Raw genomic sequence first — 16,124 nt, 5'->3', positions numbered from 1 at the left:
CCGCATGGGTGACGTACTGGCCGGAAATCATGCCGTCTGGGAGTTCGACTCGGACTCGGTGCTCATCCGCTTCGCACGGGGGATGCGAACTCCACGGCTCTGGCACGCGCTGGGCGAGCGGCGGATCCCCCTGGAAGCGTTGTCCGGGGTGAACGTGAGCGCCGCCGCCGGGGCGATGGGCCGGCGGGACGCGGTGGTGCTGCGCGCGGTACCGCGCGCGGGTGCCGATCCGCTGATGGAGGCTGCCGCCGGGCAGCTGAAGGAGGGGTGCGATCCGTACCGGCTGGTGCTGCCCGGGGACCGGGCGGCGCAGGCAGCCGCCTTCGCCGACACCCTGCGCGAGCGGCTGGGGCCCGGCTCCGGCGGACCCGCCGACCGCTTCCTCGTGGAGGTGCCGCAGCCGCCGCTCCAGCTGAAGGCGTACGACGCCAGGCTGGGCTTCGACGGCTCCGCGGTCACCTTCCACTGGTCCCGCACGGGCGCCAGCAGCGCCAAGTGGCGGGCGGGCGACCAGCGTTTCGCGCTGGCCGGCCTGTCCGGCGTCGAGTGGGCCTCCCCGGACCGCCCGGGCGGCGGTTACCTGCGGCTGCGGCCCCGGGACGCCGCCGCGGAACCCGCCCCGCCGGACCACGACCTCGCGGCCGCGGTCTTCGGGGTGGGCTACGGGGCCGTGCACGAGTCGCTGCCGTTCGCGGCCGCCGTACTCGCCGCGCTGCGCGAGCGGGCCCCGGTGGCCGCGGTCCCGCGCGCACGGGCGTCCGACGACCGGCTGACCCACCTCAGCGAACTGCACAGCACGGGCCTGCTGACGGACGCCGAGTACGCGACCCTCCGCGACAGCTTCGCCGCCGACGCCTGACCGCCCGGCGGGGCGGGGGACCCGGACCGGCGGCCTGACCAGGACCGGCCGAAGCCCGGCCGGGCTGGCCTGGCCGGGCTGGCCTGGCCGGGCTGGCCTGGCCTGGCTGGCCTGGCCTGGCTGGCCTGGCCTGGCTGGCCTGGCCGGGCTGGCCTGGCCGGGCTGGCCTGGCCTGGCTGGGCGAGGCCGGGCCAGGCGAGGCCGGCCGGGTCGGGCCGGGTCGGGCGAGGCCGGGCCGGGTCGGGCCGGGTCGGGCGAGGCCGGGCCGGGTCGGGCCGCGGGGCCCGCGTTCTACACCTCGCGGGAGTCCGAGGTGAAGGCCATGTCCGGGTAGCGGGCCCCGGCCACCTGGCCGGCGAGCGGCTCCAGCAGGGCGAGTTCCGCTTCGGTCAGGGTGATCCGGGTCGCGGCGGTGTTCTCCAGCAGCCGGCCCGGCTTGCGCGTGCCGGGGATCGGGACGACCGTCAGGCCGTGCACCGCCGCCCGCTGCTGTACCCAGGCCAGCGCGACCTGCGCCGCCGTGGCCCCGTGCGCGGCCGCGATCTCCCGGACCGGGGCCAGCAGGGCCGCGTTGGCCCTGGCGTTCTCGCCCGTGAACCGGGGCTGGTACTGCCGGAAGTCGTCGGCCGACAGCTCCGCCGCCGCGTCCGCGAACGCGCCGGTCAGGAAGCCCCGCCCGAGCGGGGAGTACGGCACGAAGGCCACGCCCAGTTCCGCCGCCGCGCCGACCGCGCTGCGCTCCACGTCCCGGCTGAACAGCGACCACTCCGACTGGATCGCAGCGATGGGGTGCACCGCGTGCGCCTCGCGCAGCTCCGGCCCGGTGACCTCGCTGAGGCCCAGGTGGCGCACCTTCCCCTCGCGAACCAGCTCGGCCATGGTGCCCACCGACTCGGCGAACGGCACCTCCGGGTCGCGGCGGTGCATGTAGTACAGGTCGATCACGTCGACGCCGAGCCGCCGCAGGCTGTCCTCGACCGCCTGGCGGATGTACGCGCGGTCGTTGCGGATGCCCCGGTACATCGGGTCGTCGTTGCGCTCGATGGCGAACTTCGTGGCGAGGGTGATCTCGTCGCGGTGGGCGGCCACGAACGGCGCCAGGAACTCCTCGTTCGCGCCGCGCCCGTAGACGTCGGCGGTGTCGAAGAGGGTGACCCCGGCGGCCAGCGCCGCGTCCAGGGTCTCGCGGGCGGCCGTCTCGTCGGTCTCCCCGTAGAACTCGCTCATGCCCATGCAGCCGAGGCCCTGGACGCCGACGACCGGTCCGCCCTTGCCCAGTTCGGCCCGCTCGATGGGGGTGGTGTCGTACTCCGTCATAACCGTGCCTTCCCCGCGACCGTATCGGCGCTCGTCGTCTGTGTGCTCGTCGTGTTGATCGTGCTGATCGTGTTCATCGCATACATGTTGATCTTGAAGTCCAGGACGCCGAGCGCGTCCGTCAGCTCCGCGAGCCGCGCCCGCACCTCGCGGCGCGTCCGCTCCAGCAGCTCGCGGCGCTCGTCGACGGTGTGCTCCCCCTCGCGGACGAGTTCGGCGTAGCGGACCATGTCCGCCACCGACATCCCCGTCGCGCGCAGCTTGCCCACGAAGGACAGCCAGCCGAGGTCCTTGTCGGTGAACCTCCGCTGCCCCGAATGGGAGCGGTCCACGTGCGGCATCAGGCCGATCCGCTCGTACCAGCGCAGCGTGTGCTGGGTCAGACCGGTCCGCGCCTCGACCTCGCTGATCGTGTACCGCGTCTCCGTCAGGTTCATGGCCATACGCTAGAACCCTGGAGTGCACTCCAAGCAAGTAGGCTCGGCCGCATGGAGACCATGCACAGCCTGCGGGCCATCGAGACCTGGCCGGTACCCGCCGCCGCGGCGGCCGTCGTACGCACCGACGGGACCGTCGCCGGCTCCCACGGGGACACGGCCCGCCGCTTCCCGCTCGCCTCGGTCACCAAGCCGCTCGCCGCGTACGCCGTCCTCGTCGCGTACGAGGAGGGGGCGCTCGAACTGGACGAGCCGGCCGGCCCCGAGGGGTCGACGGTCCGTCACCTCCTCGCCCACACCAGCGGCCTGGCCTTCGACGAGCACCGCGCCACGGCCCCGCCCGGACAGCGCCGGCTCTACTCCAACGCCGGTTTCGAGGTGCTCGGCGACCACCTCGCCAAGGCCACCGGGATCCCCTTCGCGGAATACCTGCACCAGGCCGTCTTCGAGCCGCTCGGCATGACCTCCTCCAGCCTGGAGGGCTCCCCCGCCAAGGACGGCGTCTCCACCGTCGCCGATCTCGTACGATTCGCCGCCGAGCTCCAGGCTCCCCGGCTGCTCGACGTCCGCACCGTCGCCGAGGCCACCTCCGTGGTCCACCCCGGTCTCAAGGGCGTCCTGCCCGGGTACGGTCACCAGTCCCCCAACGACTGGGGCCTCGGCCTGGAGATCCGCGACGGCAAGTCCCCGCACTGGACGGGCCTGACCTCCTCCCCGCGCACCTTCGGCCACTTCGGCCAGTCCGGCACCTTCCTGTGGGTGGACCCCGACGTCCGCGCCGCCTGCGTGGCCCTCACCGACCGCGCCTTCGGCCCCTGGGCCGTGGAGGCCTGGACCCCCTTCACCGACGCGGTCCTCGCGGAGCTGCGTACCGTTTAGGCCGGCAGCTCCCAGATCAGCAGCTCCCCCGGGGACCCGGCGGTGATCTCCAGGCCCTTCTCGCCGGTGATCCGCGCCGAGTCCCCCGGGCCCAGCTCCTCCCCGTCCAGCCGCAGGTCCCCGCGCACCACGTGCAGGTAGACCCGCCCGGCCTCCGGTACGGGGACCCGCTCGCCCGCGCCCGGCCGCCGCACGTGCAGCACCGCGCCCGCCGCCGGGACCTCGTACGGGGTACCGTCCGGGAGGTCCCGTACGACCTCGTACGCCGGCTCCCCGCCCGCGGCCAGCGGCGCGAGCCACGTCTGCACGAACCTCAGTGGAACCCCGGCGTCGTTGCGCTCGACGTGCCGCGCCCCGGATCCGGCCCCGAGCCGCTGGACGTCCCCGGGCCGGACGGTGCCGCTGTGCCCGCCGGTGCTGTCCTCGTGGGTGAGCTCGCCCTCCACCACCCAGGTGACGATCTCGGTGTGGCTGTGCGGGTGCTCGTCGAAGCCCGCCCCGGGCGCGAGGCTCTCCTCGTTGCAGGCCAGCACCGGACCGAACCGGATGTTGTCGGGGTCGTAGAACGACCCGAAGGAGAAGGCGTGGCGGGTGGTGATCCCGGCGTCCGGATCCCCGCCCGGGTACCGGTCGGCGGCGCGGCGTACATCGATCATGTGGGCCACCGTAGCCGCCGCCCGGGCAGCGCGGCGCGGACCCGAGTCCGAGCCGGGCCGCCGATAAGGCAGTCTTGTCCCGTGCCCCAACCCGAACGTGAGCAGTCCCCCGAGGTGCGTCCCGCGCATCCGGTCCACCCGCATGCCGCGACGCTGCGCCGGCTGGAGAAGTCCTCCGGACGGCTCGCCGCCAACGCCATCGCGCGGATGGACGAGAACCTGCCCTGGTACCGGGCGATGCCACCGGAGAACCGGTCGTGGATCGGCCTGGTGGCGCAGGCCGGCATCGCCGCCTTCACGGAGTGGTTCCGGCACCCGGAGACCCCGCAGGCCATCTCCACCGACGTCTTCGGAACGGCTCCGCGCGAGCTGACCCGGGCGATCACGCTGCGCCAGACCGTCGAGATGGTGCGTACGACGATCGAGGTCATGGAGGCCGCGATCGACGAGGTGGCGGCCCCCGGCGACGAGTCGATCCTGCGCGAGGCGCTGCTGGTGTACGCCCGGGAGATCGCCTTCGCGACCGCCCAGGTGTACGCGCAGGCCGCCGAGGCGCGCGGCGCGTGGGACGCCCGGCTGGAGTCCCTGGTGGTCAACGCCGTGCTGTCGGGCGAGGCCGACGAGGGCGCGCTGTCGCGGGCGGCGGCGCTCGGCTGGAACTCCCCGGAGCACGTGTGCGTGGTCCTGGGCACCGCCCCGGAGGGGGACAGCGAGCTGACGGTGGAGGCGATCCGCCGCGCGGCCCGCCACCACAAGCTCCAGGTGCTCACGGGGGTGCTCGGCGACCGCCTGGTGGTGATCGCGGGCGGCAGCGACAACCCGATGCAGGTGGCCAAGTCCCTGATCGGGCCGTTCGCGGCCGGTCCGGTGGTGGCGGGTCCGGTGGTCCCGGACCTGCTGAACGCCACGAAGTCCGCGCAGGCCGCGGCGGCGGGCCTGAAGGCCTGCACGGCCTGGCAGGACGCGCCCCGCCCGGTGCTGGCGGACGATCTCCTGCCCGAGCGCGCGATCGCCTCGGATCCCTCGGCCAGGGAGCAGCTGGTGGAGGAGATCTACAGACCTCTGGAGGAGGCGGGCTCGGCGCTGCTGGAGACGCTGAGTGTCTACCTGGAGCAGGCGAGCAGCCTGGAGGGGGCGGCGCGGATGCTGTTCGTGCACCCCAATACGGTGCGCTACCGGCTCCGACGTGTGACCGACGTCACCGGCTGGTCGCCGTCCGATGTCCGTTCGGCGTTCACGCTCCGGATCGCCCTGATCCTCGGGCGTCTGGCCGATGGAGATCAGCAGCTCTAGACTTTTGTCGGACATCAACAATTAGCCCGGCGGTTCTTCGTCCCTGTCCCCACGGGCGGCGGAGACCATCAACAAGAGAGAGTGTGAGGGTGCTCGTACTCGTCGCTCCCGGCCAAGGCGCTCAGACGCCCGGCTTCCTGACTCCCTGGCTCGAACTCCCCGGCGCCGCCGAACGCGTCGCGGGCTGGTCCGACGCCATCGGGCTCGACCTCGTCCACTACGGCACGAACGCCGACGCGGACGAGATCCGCGACACGGCGGTGGCCCAGCCGCTGCTGGTCGCGGCCGGCCTGCTGTCCGCTTCCGCGCTCGGTTCGCCGACGGCCTTCGGTGCCGTCGCGGGCCACAGCGTGGGTGAGATCACCGCCGCCGGCATCGCCGGCGTGCTGAGCGAGGGCGACGCGCTGTCCTTCGTCCGCACCCGCGGTCTGGGCATGGCCGAGGCCGCCGCCGTCACCGAGACGGGCATGGCCGCGGTGCTGGGCGGTGACCAGGACGTGGTCGTCGCCCACCTGGAGAAGCTCGGCCTGACCCCGGCCAACATCAACGGCGCGGGCCAGATCGTGGCCGCCGGCACCGCGGAGCAGATCGAGGCCCTGGTCGCCGAGAAGCCCGAGGGCTCCATGAAGGTCGTGCCCCTCAAGGTCGCGGGCGCCTTCCACACGCACCACATGGCCCCCGCGGTCGCCACGCTGGAGAAGGCCGCCGAGGCCCTCGTTCCGGCGGACCCGGCGCTGAAGTACGTTTCGAACAAGGACGGCCTCGTCGTCGCCTCGGGTGCCGACGTCGTCGCCCGCCTGGTCGGCCAGGTCGCGAACCCGGTCCGCTGGGACCTCTGCATGGAGAAGTTCGCCGAGCTGGGCGTCAGCGGGATCATCGAGCTGTCCCCGGGCGGCACCCTGACGGGTCTGGCCAAGCGCGCGCTCAAGGGCGTGCCCAGCGTGGCCCTGAAGACGCCGGACGATCTCGACAAGGCCAAGGCGCTCATCGCCGAGCAGACGGCCTGAGAGAAGGAGCCCACACAGCATGTCCAAGATCAAACCGGCCAAGGGCTCCCCTTACGCCCGCATCCTCGGTGTCGGCGGCTACCGCCCGACCCGGGTGGTGCCCAACGAGGTCATCCTCGAGACGATCGACTCCTCCGACGAGTGGATCCGCTCCCGCTCGGGCATCGCGTCCCGGCACTGGGCCTCGCCCCAGGAGACGGTCGCCGCGATGTCGGTGGAGGCCTCCGGCAAGGCGCTCGCCGACGCCGGGGTGTCCCCCGAGCAGATCGGTGCGGTGATCGTCTCGACGGTCTCGCACTTCAAGCAGACCCCGGCCGTCGCGACGGAGATCGCGCACCGGATCGGCGCGGGCAAGCCCGCCGCGTTCGACATCTCGGCCGGCTGCGCCGGCTTCGGCTACGGCCTGACGCTCGCCAAGGGCATGGTGGTGGAAGGTTCCGCCGAGTACGTGCTCGTCATCGGCGTCGAGCGGCTCTCGGACCTGACCGACCTGGAGGACCGCGCGACGGCCTTCCTGTTCGGCGACGGCGCCGGCGCCGTGATCGTCGGCCCTTCGGACGAGCCGGCCATCGGCCCCACGGTGTGGGGTTCGGAGGGCGACAAGTCCGAGACCATCAAGCAGACCGTGCCGTGGGACGAGTACCTCGGCAAGGACGGCGGCGAGAAGTTCCCGGCCATCACCCAGGAGGGTCAGGCGGTCTTCCGCTGGGCCGTCTTCGAGATGGCCAAGGTGGCCCAGCAGGCGCTCGACGCCGCCGGGATCACCCCGGATGACCTGGACGTCTTCATTCCGCACCAGGCCAACATGCGGATCATCGACTCGATGGTGAAGACTCTCAAGCTGCCGGAGCACGTCACGGTCGCCCGTGACGTGGAAACCACCGGCAACACGTCGGCCGCCTCGATCCCGCTCGCCATGGAGCGGCTCCTGGCGACCGGAGCGGCGAAGAGCGGCGACACCGCGCTCGTCATCGGCTTCGGGGCGGGGCTCGTCTACGCCGCGACGGTCGTTACCCTCCCCTAGGGCCGGGATCACTTCCCGCCCTGATCCACCAGTTAGCTACAGAAGGAGCGCCACATGGCCGCCACGCAGGAAGAAATCGTCGAGGGTCTCGCGGAGATCGTCAACGAGATCGCGGGCATCCCGGTCGAGGACGTCGAGATCGACAAGTCCTTCACCGACGACCTGGACGTCGACTCGCTGTCCATGGTCGAGGTCGTCGTCGCCGCCGAAGAGCGCTTCGACGTCAAGATCCCGGACGAGGACGTCAAGAACCTCAAGACGGTCGGCGACGCCGCCGACTACATCCTGAAGCACCAGGCCTGAGCCTGACGAGCGTTTGTCGCCACCCGGCGGTGGCGCCGTGACAATTCAGCACCCCCTTAGACGTGGAGAAAGAATTCCTGTGAGCCCGACCAATCGCACCGTGGTCGTCACCGGTATCGGCGCAACCACTCCGCTGGGTGGCGACAGCGCTTCGACCTGGGAAGGTCTGCTCGCCGGCCGGTCCGGCGTTTCGCCCCTGGAGGGCGAGCGCTTCGCCGAACTGCCGGTCCGCATCGCCGCCCAGGCCGCCGTGGACCCGGGCGAGGTACTGCCCCGCCCGCTGGCCCGCAAGCTCGACCGCTCGGCGCAGTTCGCCCTCATCGCGGCCCGCGAGGCCTGGGCCGACGCGGGTTACACCGCCCCGGCCGGCGAGGACGACGCCGTCGTCCCCGAGCGCCTGGGCACCGTGATCGCCTCCGGCATCGGCGGTGTCACCACCCTGCTCGACCAGTACGACGTGCTGAAGGAGAAGGGTGTGCGCCGGGTCTCCCCGCACACCGTTCCCATGCTCATGCCGAACGGCCCCTCGGCCAACGTCGGCCTGGAGGTCAACGCCCGCGCCGGTGTGCACACCCCGGTCAGCGCCTGCGCTTCCGGCGCCGAGGCCATCGGCTACGCCGTCGAGATGATCCGTACCGGCCGTGCCGACGTGGTCGTCGCCGGCGGTACCGAGGCCGCGATCCACCCGCTGCCGATCGCGGCGTTCGCCAACATGATGGCGATGTCCAAGAACAACGAGAGCCCGACCACGGCCTCCCGCCCGTACGACAAGGCCCGCGACGGCTTCGTCCTCGGCGAGGGCGCCGGCGTCGTGGTGCTGGAGTCCGCCGAGCACGCGGCCAAGCGCGGCGCCCGCGTCTACTGCGAGGTGCTGGGCCAGGGCCTGTCCGCGGACAGCCACCACATCGCGCAGCCGGAGCCGACGGGCCGCGGTGTCGCCGCCGCCCTGCAGAACCTGCTCGACAACACCCAGCTGGACCCGTCCGAGCTGGTCCACGTCAACGCGCACGCCACGTCCACCCCGCAGGGTGACACGGCCGAGGTGAAGGCCCTGCGCAAGGTCCTGGGCGACGACCTCGACCACATCGCGATCTCCGCGACCAAGTCGATGACCGGTCACCTGCTGGGCGGCGCGGGCGGTATCGAGACCGTCGCGACCGTGCTGGCGCTTTACCACCGGATCGCCCCGCCGACGATCAACGTCGACGAGCTGGACGACGACATCGACGCGGACATCGTGATCGGCGAGCCCCGCAAGCTGCCGGTCGACGGCCCGATCTCCGCGATCAACAACTCCTTCGGCTTCGGCGGCCACAACGTGAGCCTCGCGTTCCGCACCGTCTGATCCCGTACCACGACGAAGGCCCCGTCCGGCAGCTGCCGGACGGGGCCTTCGTCGTGCGCGGGGCGGCTAGACGACCTGGTGGAGCCAGCGGACCGGGGCGCCCTCGCCGGCGTAGCGGAAGGGCTCCAGTTCGTCGTCCCAGGGCTTGCCGAGCAGCTTGGCGATCTCCGCCTCCAGGTCGGTCTCGCCGCGCGCGGACCGGGCCAGCGCCGCGCGCAGCCGGTCCTCGGGGATCAGGATGTCCCCGTGCATGCCGGTGACGGCGTGGTAGATGCCCAGCTCCGGGGTGGAGCTGTAGCGCTCGCCCTCGGCGGTGGGGCAGGGTTCGGCGGTCACCTCGAAGCGGAGCAGGTGCCAGCCGCGCAGGGCGGAGGCGAGTTTCGAGGCGGTGCCCGCCTCGGCCTGCCAGGAGAACTCGGCTCTCCAGGTGCCGGGGGAGGCGGGCTGCCTGATCCAGTCGAGGTTCACCCGCACCCCGAGCACGCCCGCAACAGCCCATTCCACGTGCGGGCAGAGCGCGCGCGGCGCGGAATGCACGTACAGAACTCCACGTGTCGTCACCGGGACCTCCAGTGTGGGACGAGGTCGGGAATAAACTCCAGAAAACGGACAGTATGTGACGTGATGTAATGTAACGGAAATTATTTGACATTGCGCTACGGCACCTGCGGCCGAAACGCCACGGGAAAAAGCTACCGTGCGCCAGGGGTCATGGTGTGACGTACGGTCGCTCCGAGGCCCCTAAACACAGAGCATTCACTCAGCAGGACGCCCCCGGAAACACGGGAACGACGAGGGAGGACCACCCGATGCGCACCACCGCCGCCCGCCGTCGCGCACCCCGGACGTCCGCGGGCCTGGCGGTGGCCGTCCTGGCCGCGGTGGTCACGGGCTGTGACGACCCTGCCCCGCCGGCCGGCGGCGAGCGGGGGGCGCAGGCCGCACCCCGCTGGAACACCGCGCCCGCCTCGGTCGCCGCCGTCGGCGACTCCATCACCCGTGGTTTCGACGCCTGTTCCGTACTGGCCGACTGCCCCGAGGTCTCCTGGGCCACCGGCAGCGATCCCGCCGTCCGCTCGCTGGCCGCCCGGCTGCTGGGCGACGCCGAAGTGCCCGCGCGCAGCTGGAACTACGCGGTCACCGGCTCCCGCATGGCGGACCTCCCCGGACAGGTGGCCACGGCCGCCCAGCACAAGCCCGGCCTGGTCACGGTCATGGTGGGCTCCAACGACGCCTGCCGGCCCACGCCTTCGTCGATGACCCCGGTGGCGGAGTTCCGCAGCGGGTTCGAGCGCGCCCTGAAGGACCTGCGGAGCGCCTCGCCCGAGTCCCAGGTGTACGTGTCCTCCGTGCCGGACCTCCAGCGGCTGTGGCAGCAGGGCAAGGACGACCCGCTCGTGCGGCAGGTCTGGAAGCTGGGGATCTGTCAGTCCATGCTGGCCGAACCGCTGTCGGCCGAGGCGGGGGCCACCGCCCGCCGGGAGAAGGTGCGGGCGCGGGTGGTGGAGTACAACGAGGTCCTGCGCGAGGTGTGCGCGGCCGACGCGCTGTGCCGTTACGACGGCGGCGCCGTCTTCCAGTACCCGTTCGGGGCGGACCAGCTGAGCCACTGGGACTGGTTCCACCCGGGCCGGGACGGGCAGGCGCGGCTCGCGGAACTCGCGCACCGACAGGTGACGGCTGCGGCACCGCCGCGTTGACGCGCGGGGGGGCCGGAAGCGGTGTCAGGGTCCGCCTCCGGCCCGGTTCACGGGTTGTTTCCGGCCAATTCCGCGCTACGGCGTGTCGCGACGGCCGGCCCTCACAGGTCGAGGGTGGCGGTCAGCCGGGTGTCGGCGTGCGAACGGCCCGCGCGGACCTCGTAGGCGCCGCCGATCCGCCGCCAGCCGTGCGCCTCCTCGTCCCAGATCTCGAAGGCGCGGGCGGGCAGCTCGATCTCCGCCTCGACGCTCTCGCCGGGGCCCGCCTCCACGCCCGCGAAACCGGCCAGCCAGCTCGCCGGGCGCCCGTCACGGTCGGCGGCGGGGGCCAGGTAGACCTGGACCGTCTCGCGGCCCGGCCGGGTACCGGTGTTGGTGAGCCGGACGCGGACCCGGTCGGGGCCCGCCTCCAGGGACTCGTACGCCCAGTCCGTGTAGCCGAGGCCGTGCCCGAACGGGTAGGCGGGCTCCACGCCCTGCGCCTCGTACGCCCGGTAGCCGATGAACAGCCCCTCCCGGTACTCCAGCCGTCCTCCGTCGGGGACGGTCTCGGTGACGGGCGCGTCGGCGAGCGCGGCGGGCCAGGTGGTGGGCAGCCGCCCGCCGGGCTCCGCGTCCCCGAGGAGGACGTCGGCCAGCGCGGCCCCGCCCTCCTGCCCGGGGAACCAGGTCAGCAGCACGGCTGCGACGTCCTCGCGCCAGGGCAGTTCCACCGGGGAGCCCGCGTTGACGACGACCACGGTGTTCGGGTTGGCGGCGGCGACCGCCCGCACCAGGTCGTCCTGGCGGCCGGGCAGGGCCAGGTCCCCCCGGTCGAAGCCCTCGGACTCCACGCGTTCGGTGGTGGCGACGACCACGACGGCCGTGTCGGCGGCCCGCGCGGCCTCCACGGCCTCGGCGATCAGCTCGTCGGCGTCGCGCCGCGGCCCGAGGTGGAGCAGCGAGAACATGACCGCCCGCAGCGGCAGCGCGCTCATGTCGGGGACCTGGTAGGTCAGCGACACCTCGACCGGCTCGCCCGCGCTGAGGACGGCCGTGGCGCGCTCGCTGGGCGCCCCGAAGAAGGCCTCGAAGGGGTCGGCCTCGTCGCCCATCTCCTGGACGCCCTCCCACAGGACCCGGCCGCCGACGGCGAGGGCGAAGGCTCCGAGGCCGCGGGTGCCGAAGGCGTGCTCGCCGCTCTCGCGCGGCACGTACGTACCGGTGACCTCGATGGACGCCATCGTCTCGTACGAGGCGCCCGCGGGCAGGTCGTCGCCGATCCACTGGACCTGTCCGCTCGGCAGGCCGCCCTCGCCGACGACGGCACCGGAGGCGTCGCGGCAGACGGCGCGCAGCTCGAAGCCCTGTCCGGCCGGGACGAGTTCGTCGCTCGGGTCGGCGCCGACGGTGAAGGTGAGCGCGCCCTCGGGCAGCGCGGCGGTGAGTCCGTCGAGCGGGGACAGCACCCGCTCGGGGAAGACGGTCGCGGAGCCGCCCCCGAGGACACGGGCGTCGCGGGCGGCGGCGCCGATCAGGGCGACGGTGCGGCCGGGGCCGGCGTCCAGCGGCAGGGCGCCGGCTTCGTTGCGCACGAGGACGGACCCGCGGGCCGCCAGCTCGCGGGCCAGCGCCTGCCCGTCGACCGGCGCGGGCGGCCGGGGGACGGCGGCGGGGGCACCCTCCAGGAGGCCCACGCGTGCGGCGAGCCGCAGGACGTTGCGCACGGCGGTGTCGACGGCGGACTCGGGGACCTCCCCGGCGCGGACGGCGGCGGCGAGGGCGGGCCCGTAGACGGTCTGCGGGCCGGGCATGGCCACGTCGAGGCCGCCGAGGATGTCGCCGGTGGTGGAGCGGGCGGCCATCCAGTCGGAGACGTTGCAGCCGTCGAAGCCCCACTCGGCGCGCAGGACCTCGTTCACCAGGTGGTGGTGCTCGGTCATGGTCGTGCCGTTGACCCGGTTGTAGGCGGTCATGATGCCCCAGGGGCGGGCGTTCTTGACGATGGCCTCGAAGGGGGCGAGGTAGACCTCGCGCAGCGGGCGGGGGGCGATGACGCTGTCGACGGTGAAGCGTTCGGTCTCGGCGTCGTTGCCGACGAAGTGCTTGACGGTGGTGCCGACGCCGCCGTCCTGGACGCCGTTGACGTAGCCGCTGCCGATGGCGCCGGTGAGGTACGGGTCCTCGGAGTAGCACTCGAAGTGGCGGCCGCCGAGCGGGGATCGGTGCAGGTTGACGGTGGGCGCGAGGAGGACGTGGACGCCCTTGCGGCGGGCCTCCTGGGCGAGCAGCCGGCCGGCGCGGCGGGCGAGGTCCGGGTCCCAGGAGGCGGCGAGGGCGGTCGGGGAGGGCAGCGCGACCGAGGGGTCGTCGGCGGTCCAGCGCACCCCGCGGACCCCGATGGGGCCGTCGGACATGACCAGGGAGCCGAGTCCGATCCCGGGGAGGGCGGGCAGGGTCCACATGTCCTGTCCGGACAGCAGGAGGGCCTTGGTGTCGAGGTCCAGCTTGCCCAGCGCGGCTTCCACCGCGTCCTCGCGGGCCTGCTCCTCGCGGGCCCCGGCGGCCTGGCGGGCTTCGCCGTCTTCGTCGGCTTCGCGTACCTGATCGGCATCGGTCACGGCCGTGCCTCCTCGTCGATTGCGTGCGGGTGCGGTGCGGATGGCCCCCATCGTGGACCCGGTACCTGTAGAGCGGTAGGTCTTGTAATCTTTTCGTGATGTCATCATGCCGTACGGTCCTGCTGGCAGGTGTGAGCGGAAGGGGTGCCGGGCGATGGCCAGAGCGAAGAGCGAGGAGCGGCGCGGGGAGATCGTCCGCGCGGCGGTCGAGGTGATCGCCGAGCGCGGCTACCGGGGCGCCTCCCTGGGGTCCGTCGCCGAACGCGTGGGCCTCACCCAGCAGGGGCTGCTGCACCACTTCCCCACCAAGGAGGCCCTCCTCGTCGCGGTCCTGGAGGAGCGCGACCGCTGGGACACGGGCGGCGGCTCGCGCGCCGCCGCCGGCACCTGGCGCCTGGACCTGCTGGAGTCGCTGGTCGAGTACAACGCCATGCGCCCCGGCATCGTGCAGACCTTCTCGGCCCTGCTCGGCGAGAGCGTCACCGACGGCCACCCCGCCCGCGAGTTCTTCACCGACCGGTACGCGCAGGTCCGCGCGGAGATGGCCGCGCTGCTGCGCGCCGAGTTCGGCGACCGGCTCCCCTCCGGCCTCACCCCGGAGCAGGCCGCTCCGCTGCTGACGGCGGTGATGGACGGCCTCCAGTACCAGTGGCTGCTCGCCCCGGAATCGGTGGACATGCCCGCCGCGTTCCGCTCGTTCATCACCCTGCTGAGGGGCCCCGGCGCATAGCCGCACCCCGTGACCGGGCATCCTTTCCCCCAACTTCTAGTGGGGGGACACGAGATGGACGAGCTGGAGTCACACGAGCGGCCCGAGCGGCCCGAGCGGCCGGAGAAGAAGGTCGCCTGGTCGGAGCTGTTCTTCGACCTGGTGCTCGTCTTCGCCGTCACCCAGGTCTCCGCCCTGCTGCACCACGACCACGGCTGGGCCGGCACCGGCCGCGCCCTGATCGTCTTCGTGCCCGTCTACTGGGTGTGGGTGGGCAACACCGTCCACGCCAACACCCACGACGCGGACCGCCCGCTGAACCGGATCGCCCTCTTCGCGGCCGGGCTGTGCGGCCTGCTGATGGCCCTGGCCCTGCCCGAGGCCTTCGGGGACCGCGGGATCCTCTTCGCCGGCGCCTACTTCTGCGCCCGCCTCGTCCTCGCCGCCCTCGCCCACGGCCGCAGCCGCCGCCTGCGGCCCACCCCCGTGACCCTGTCCGTGCTGATCAGCGGGCCGCTGCTGCTGGCCGGAGCCTTCCTCGACGGCGGACCCCGCGTCGGGCTGTGGGCCCTGGCCGCCGCCGTGGACCTGGCCGCACCCCGGCTGACCCGCTCCAGCATGGTCCGGCTGAACCTCGACTCGGGGCACCTCGCCGAACGGTTCGGCCTGTTCGTGATGATCGCGCTGGGCGAGTCCATCGTCGCCGTCGGCGCCCCCGTGGCCACCGCCCCCGACCTCGACACGGGCTCCCTGACGGCCGTCGCCGTGGCCTTCGTACTCGTCTGCAGCCTGTGGTGGGTGTACTTCCACCTGGCCGCCGGAGCCGTCCGGCACGGGCTGGAGACCGCCGCCGTACGGGCCGACGTGGCCCGGCAGGTCCTGTCGTACGGGCACCTCTCGCTGATCGCCTCGATCATCGCGGTCGCCGTCGGCATGGCCGAGGCCGTCGCCCACCCCGGGGCCCGGCTCCCGCTCGGTGTCGCCGCCCTGCTGTACGGCGGCTGCGCCCTCTTCCTCGCCACCTTCGGCTACACCCGCTGGCACCTGTTCCGCTCCTGGTCGGTGACCCGGCTGGCGGCCGCCGCGGCCGTCCTGGCCCTGCTGCCGGTGGCCGCGCTGCTGCCCTCCCTCGGGGCGCTCGCGCTGCTCACCCTCCTGGTCACCGCCCTGAACCTGGTGGAGCTGGGCCTGGTCCGCCGGCGGGGCGTCCTCCCCGGAGGCCGGGCCGAACAGGCCCCGGAGCCCTTGGCATCCTGAGGGCATGAAGATCGCCGCCGCACAGCTGACCTGCGTCCCCGCCGACGTCACCGCCAACTCCGCGAACGCCGCCGGCCTCGCCGCCCGGGCCCGCGAGGACGGCGCGGAGCTGGTGGTGTTCCCGGAGTTCACGCTCACCGGGTACGAGCTGGAGCCCCTCGCCGCCGACCCCGGCCTGTGGCTGGCCGACGCCGAGGACCCCCGCCTGGACGGGCTGCGCTCCAGCGGCCTCGCCGTGGCGGTCAACGCCGCCCTGCGCACCGACGGGCCGCTGCCCGCCATCGCGACGCTCGTGTACGACGCGGACGGCACGCACGTCACCACGTACGCCAAGCAGCACCTCTACCAGCACGAACAGGGCGCCTTCGCCCCGGGCGCCGCCGACGGCCGCTTCGAGCTCGGCGGCGTCCGCTTCTCGCTGGGGGTCTGCTTCGACAACCACTTCCCGGACCTCGCGGAACGGGCCGCCGCCGACGGCTGCACGGTGCACCTGGCGAGCTCCCTCTACGGCACGGGCGACGGCATCGCCGAGCGGGCGACCGTGTACCCGGGGATCGCGAAGGAGCACGGCCTGTACGTGGTCCTCGCCAACCACGTCGGCCCGGCCGGCCCCTGGACGGGCTGCGGCGGCGCGGCGGTCTGGGCCCCGGACGGCACCCTCCTCGCCGAAGCCGGCGCCGACGGCCCGGACGTGATCACGGCCGACGTCCCGGCGGCCTGAGCGCCCCGGGCTCTTTC

Annotated in this window: 16 protein-coding genes; 11 read left to right on the top strand and 5 right to left on the bottom strand. The window is 73.3% G+C overall.

What is annotated here, in order from left to right:
* Positions 1-4 precede the first annotated feature (4 nt).
* Entirely contained in the window at positions 5-859 is an 855-nt protein-coding gene (locus OG553_RS23210) for a DUF4429 domain-containing protein (protein ID WP_405980827.1), read from the top strand.
* A gap of 291 nt (positions 860-1,150) precedes the next feature.
* Here OG553_RS23210 and OG553_RS23205 read toward each other — a convergent pair whose 3' ends face one another.
* Both OG553_RS23205 and OG553_RS23200 read right to left on the bottom strand, forming a co-directional pair.
* Positions 1,151-2,176: an aldo/keto reductase gene (locus OG553_RS23205; RefSeq protein WP_405980826.1), complete on the bottom strand. Its 1,026-nt coding sequence runs from the start codon at positions 2,174-2,176 to the stop codon at positions 1,151-1,153.
* Positions 2,173-2,619 (bottom strand): MerR family transcriptional regulator, encoded by a 447-nt coding sequence (locus OG553_RS23200; RefSeq protein WP_405980825.1) that lies wholly within the window; start codon positions 2,617-2,619, stop codon positions 2,173-2,175. Before OG553_RS23200 ends, OG553_RS23205 begins: the two co-directional genes overlap by 4 nt.
* Positions 2,620-2,673: 54 nt before the next feature.
* On the opposite strand from OG553_RS23200, the gene OG553_RS23195 reads away from it, so the two are divergent.
* Positions 2,674-3,492 carry a serine hydrolase domain-containing protein gene (locus OG553_RS23195; protein ID WP_405983112.1) on the top strand — a complete coding sequence of 273 codons (819 nt, stop codon included), beginning with the start codon at positions 2,674-2,676 and terminating at the stop codon, positions 3,490-3,492.
* On the opposite strand, the gene OG553_RS23190 is transcribed toward OG553_RS23195, so the two are convergent.
* Complete coding sequence (locus OG553_RS23190; RefSeq protein ID WP_405980824.1) at positions 3,489-4,148, bottom strand: pirin family protein; 660 nt, start codon at positions 4,146-4,148, stop codon at positions 3,489-3,491. The two genes, OG553_RS23195 and OG553_RS23190, sit on opposite strands and share 4 nt — an antisense overlap.
* Before the next feature lie 81 nt (positions 4,149-4,229).
* On the opposite strand from OG553_RS23190, the gene OG553_RS23185 reads away from it, so the two are divergent.
* The 5 genes from OG553_RS23185 (at position 4,230) to fabF (ending at position 9,120) form a co-directional block, all read left to right on the top strand.
* Complete coding sequence (locus OG553_RS23185; protein WP_405980823.1) at positions 4,230-5,441, top strand: PucR family transcriptional regulator; 1,212 nt, start codon at positions 4,230-4,232, stop codon at positions 5,439-5,441.
* An 89-nt stretch (positions 5,442-5,530) separates the two neighbouring features.
* Positions 5,531-6,448, top strand: a complete 918-nt coding sequence (locus tag OG553_RS23180) for an ACP S-malonyltransferase (RefSeq protein WP_405980822.1) — start codon at positions 5,531-5,533, stop codon at positions 6,446-6,448.
* 19 nt (positions 6,449-6,467) lie between these two features.
* Positions 6,468-7,472 (top strand): ketoacyl-ACP synthase III, encoded by a 1,005-nt coding sequence (locus OG553_RS23175; RefSeq protein WP_405980821.1) that lies wholly within the window; start codon positions 6,468-6,470, stop codon positions 7,470-7,472.
* 54 nt (positions 7,473-7,526) lie between these two features.
* Positions 7,527-7,775, top strand: a complete 249-nt coding sequence (locus tag OG553_RS23170) for an acyl carrier protein (RefSeq protein WP_125816520.1) — start codon at positions 7,527-7,529, stop codon at positions 7,773-7,775.
* A 79-nt stretch (positions 7,776-7,854) separates the two neighbouring features.
* A complete protein-coding gene (gene fabF, locus OG553_RS23165; RefSeq protein WP_405980820.1) occupies positions 7,855-9,120 on the top strand; it encodes a beta-ketoacyl-ACP synthase II in 1,266 nt (421 codons plus the stop codon).
* 66 nt (positions 9,121-9,186) lie between these two features.
* Here the strand turns inward: fabF and OG553_RS23160 are convergent, their stop codons facing one another.
* Complete coding sequence (locus OG553_RS23160) at positions 9,187-9,681, bottom strand: DUF3145 domain-containing protein (RefSeq protein WP_007263912.1); 495 nt, start codon at positions 9,679-9,681, stop codon at positions 9,187-9,189.
* A 248-nt stretch (positions 9,682-9,929) separates the two neighbouring features.
* On the opposite strand from OG553_RS23160, the gene OG553_RS23155 reads away from it, so the two are divergent.
* Complete coding sequence (locus tag OG553_RS23155) at positions 9,930-10,820, top strand: SGNH/GDSL hydrolase family protein (RefSeq protein WP_405980819.1); 891 nt, start codon at positions 9,930-9,932, stop codon at positions 10,818-10,820.
* Between the two features lie 101 nt (positions 10,821-10,921).
* Here the strand turns inward: OG553_RS23155 and OG553_RS23150 are convergent, their stop codons facing one another.
* Positions 10,922-13,420, bottom strand: coding sequence for a beta-glucosidase (locus OG553_RS23150; RefSeq protein ID WP_405980818.1), 2,499 nt, complete (start codon positions 13,418-13,420; stop codon positions 10,922-10,924).
* 154 nt (positions 13,421-13,574) lie between these two features.
* On the opposite strand from OG553_RS23150, the gene OG553_RS23145 reads away from it, so the two are divergent.
* From OG553_RS23145 to OG553_RS23135, 3 genes are read left to right on the top strand one after another with little or no spacing between them, the layout of a single operon-like run.
* Positions 13,575-14,150, top strand: coding sequence for a TetR/AcrR family transcriptional regulator (locus OG553_RS23145; RefSeq protein WP_405980817.1), 576 nt, complete (start codon positions 13,575-13,577; stop codon positions 14,148-14,150).
* 54 nt (positions 14,151-14,204) lie between these two features.
* Positions 14,205-15,386 (top strand): low temperature requirement protein A, encoded by a 1,182-nt coding sequence (locus tag OG553_RS23140; protein ID WP_405980816.1) that lies wholly within the window; start codon positions 14,205-14,207, stop codon positions 15,384-15,386.
* Positions 15,387-15,390: 4 nt separating this feature from the next.
* A complete protein-coding gene (locus OG553_RS23135) occupies positions 15,391-16,107 on the top strand; it encodes a carbon-nitrogen hydrolase family protein (RefSeq protein ID WP_405980815.1) in 717 nt (238 codons plus the stop codon).
* Positions 16,108-16,124: the final 17 nt, after the last annotated feature.

Origin of the sequence: Streptomyces sp. NBC_00158, from assembly GCF_045160885.1 — a bacterium.
GTDB lineage: Bacteria > Actinomycetota > Actinomycetes > Streptomycetales > Streptomycetaceae > Streptomyces.
The sequence above is the reverse complement of the archived record's forward strand: the minus strand, read 5'-3'. Positions and strand labels throughout refer to the sequence as shown.

Excerpts from the sequence above, each read along its gene's own strand:
- OG553_RS23210 (WP_405980827.1), top strand. The coding sequence starts at position 5 with ATGGGTGACGTACTGGCCGGAAATCATGCCGTCTGGGAGTTCGACTCG.
- OG553_RS23205 (WP_405980826.1), bottom strand. The coding sequence starts at position 2,176 with ATGACGGAGTACGACACCACCCCCATCGAGCGGGCCGAACTGGGCAAG.
- OG553_RS23200 (WP_405980825.1), bottom strand. The coding sequence starts at position 2,619 with ATGGCCATGAACCTGACGGAGACGCGGTACACGATCAGCGAGGTCGAG.
- OG553_RS23195 (WP_405983112.1), top strand. The coding sequence starts at position 2,674 with ATGCACAGCCTGCGGGCCATCGAGACCTGGCCGGTACCCGCCGCCGCG.
- OG553_RS23190 (WP_405980824.1), bottom strand. The coding sequence starts at position 4,148 with ATGATCGATGTACGCCGCGCCGCCGACCGGTACCCGGGCGGGGATCCG.
- OG553_RS23175 (WP_405980821.1), top strand. The coding sequence starts at position 6,468 with ATGTCCAAGATCAAACCGGCCAAGGGCTCCCCTTACGCCCGCATCCTC.
- OG553_RS23170 (WP_125816520.1), top strand. The coding sequence starts at position 7,527 with ATGGCCGCCACGCAGGAAGAAATCGTCGAGGGTCTCGCGGAGATCGTC.
- OG553_RS23155 (WP_405980819.1), top strand. The coding sequence starts at position 9,930 with ATGCGCACCACCGCCGCCCGCCGTCGCGCACCCCGGACGTCCGCGGGC.
- OG553_RS23145 (WP_405980817.1), top strand. The coding sequence starts at position 13,575 with ATGGCCAGAGCGAAGAGCGAGGAGCGGCGCGGGGAGATCGTCCGCGCG.
- OG553_RS23140 (WP_405980816.1), top strand. The coding sequence starts at position 14,205 with ATGGACGAGCTGGAGTCACACGAGCGGCCCGAGCGGCCCGAGCGGCCG.
- OG553_RS23135 (WP_405980815.1), top strand. The coding sequence starts at position 15,391 with ATGAAGATCGCCGCCGCACAGCTGACCTGCGTCCCCGCCGACGTCACC.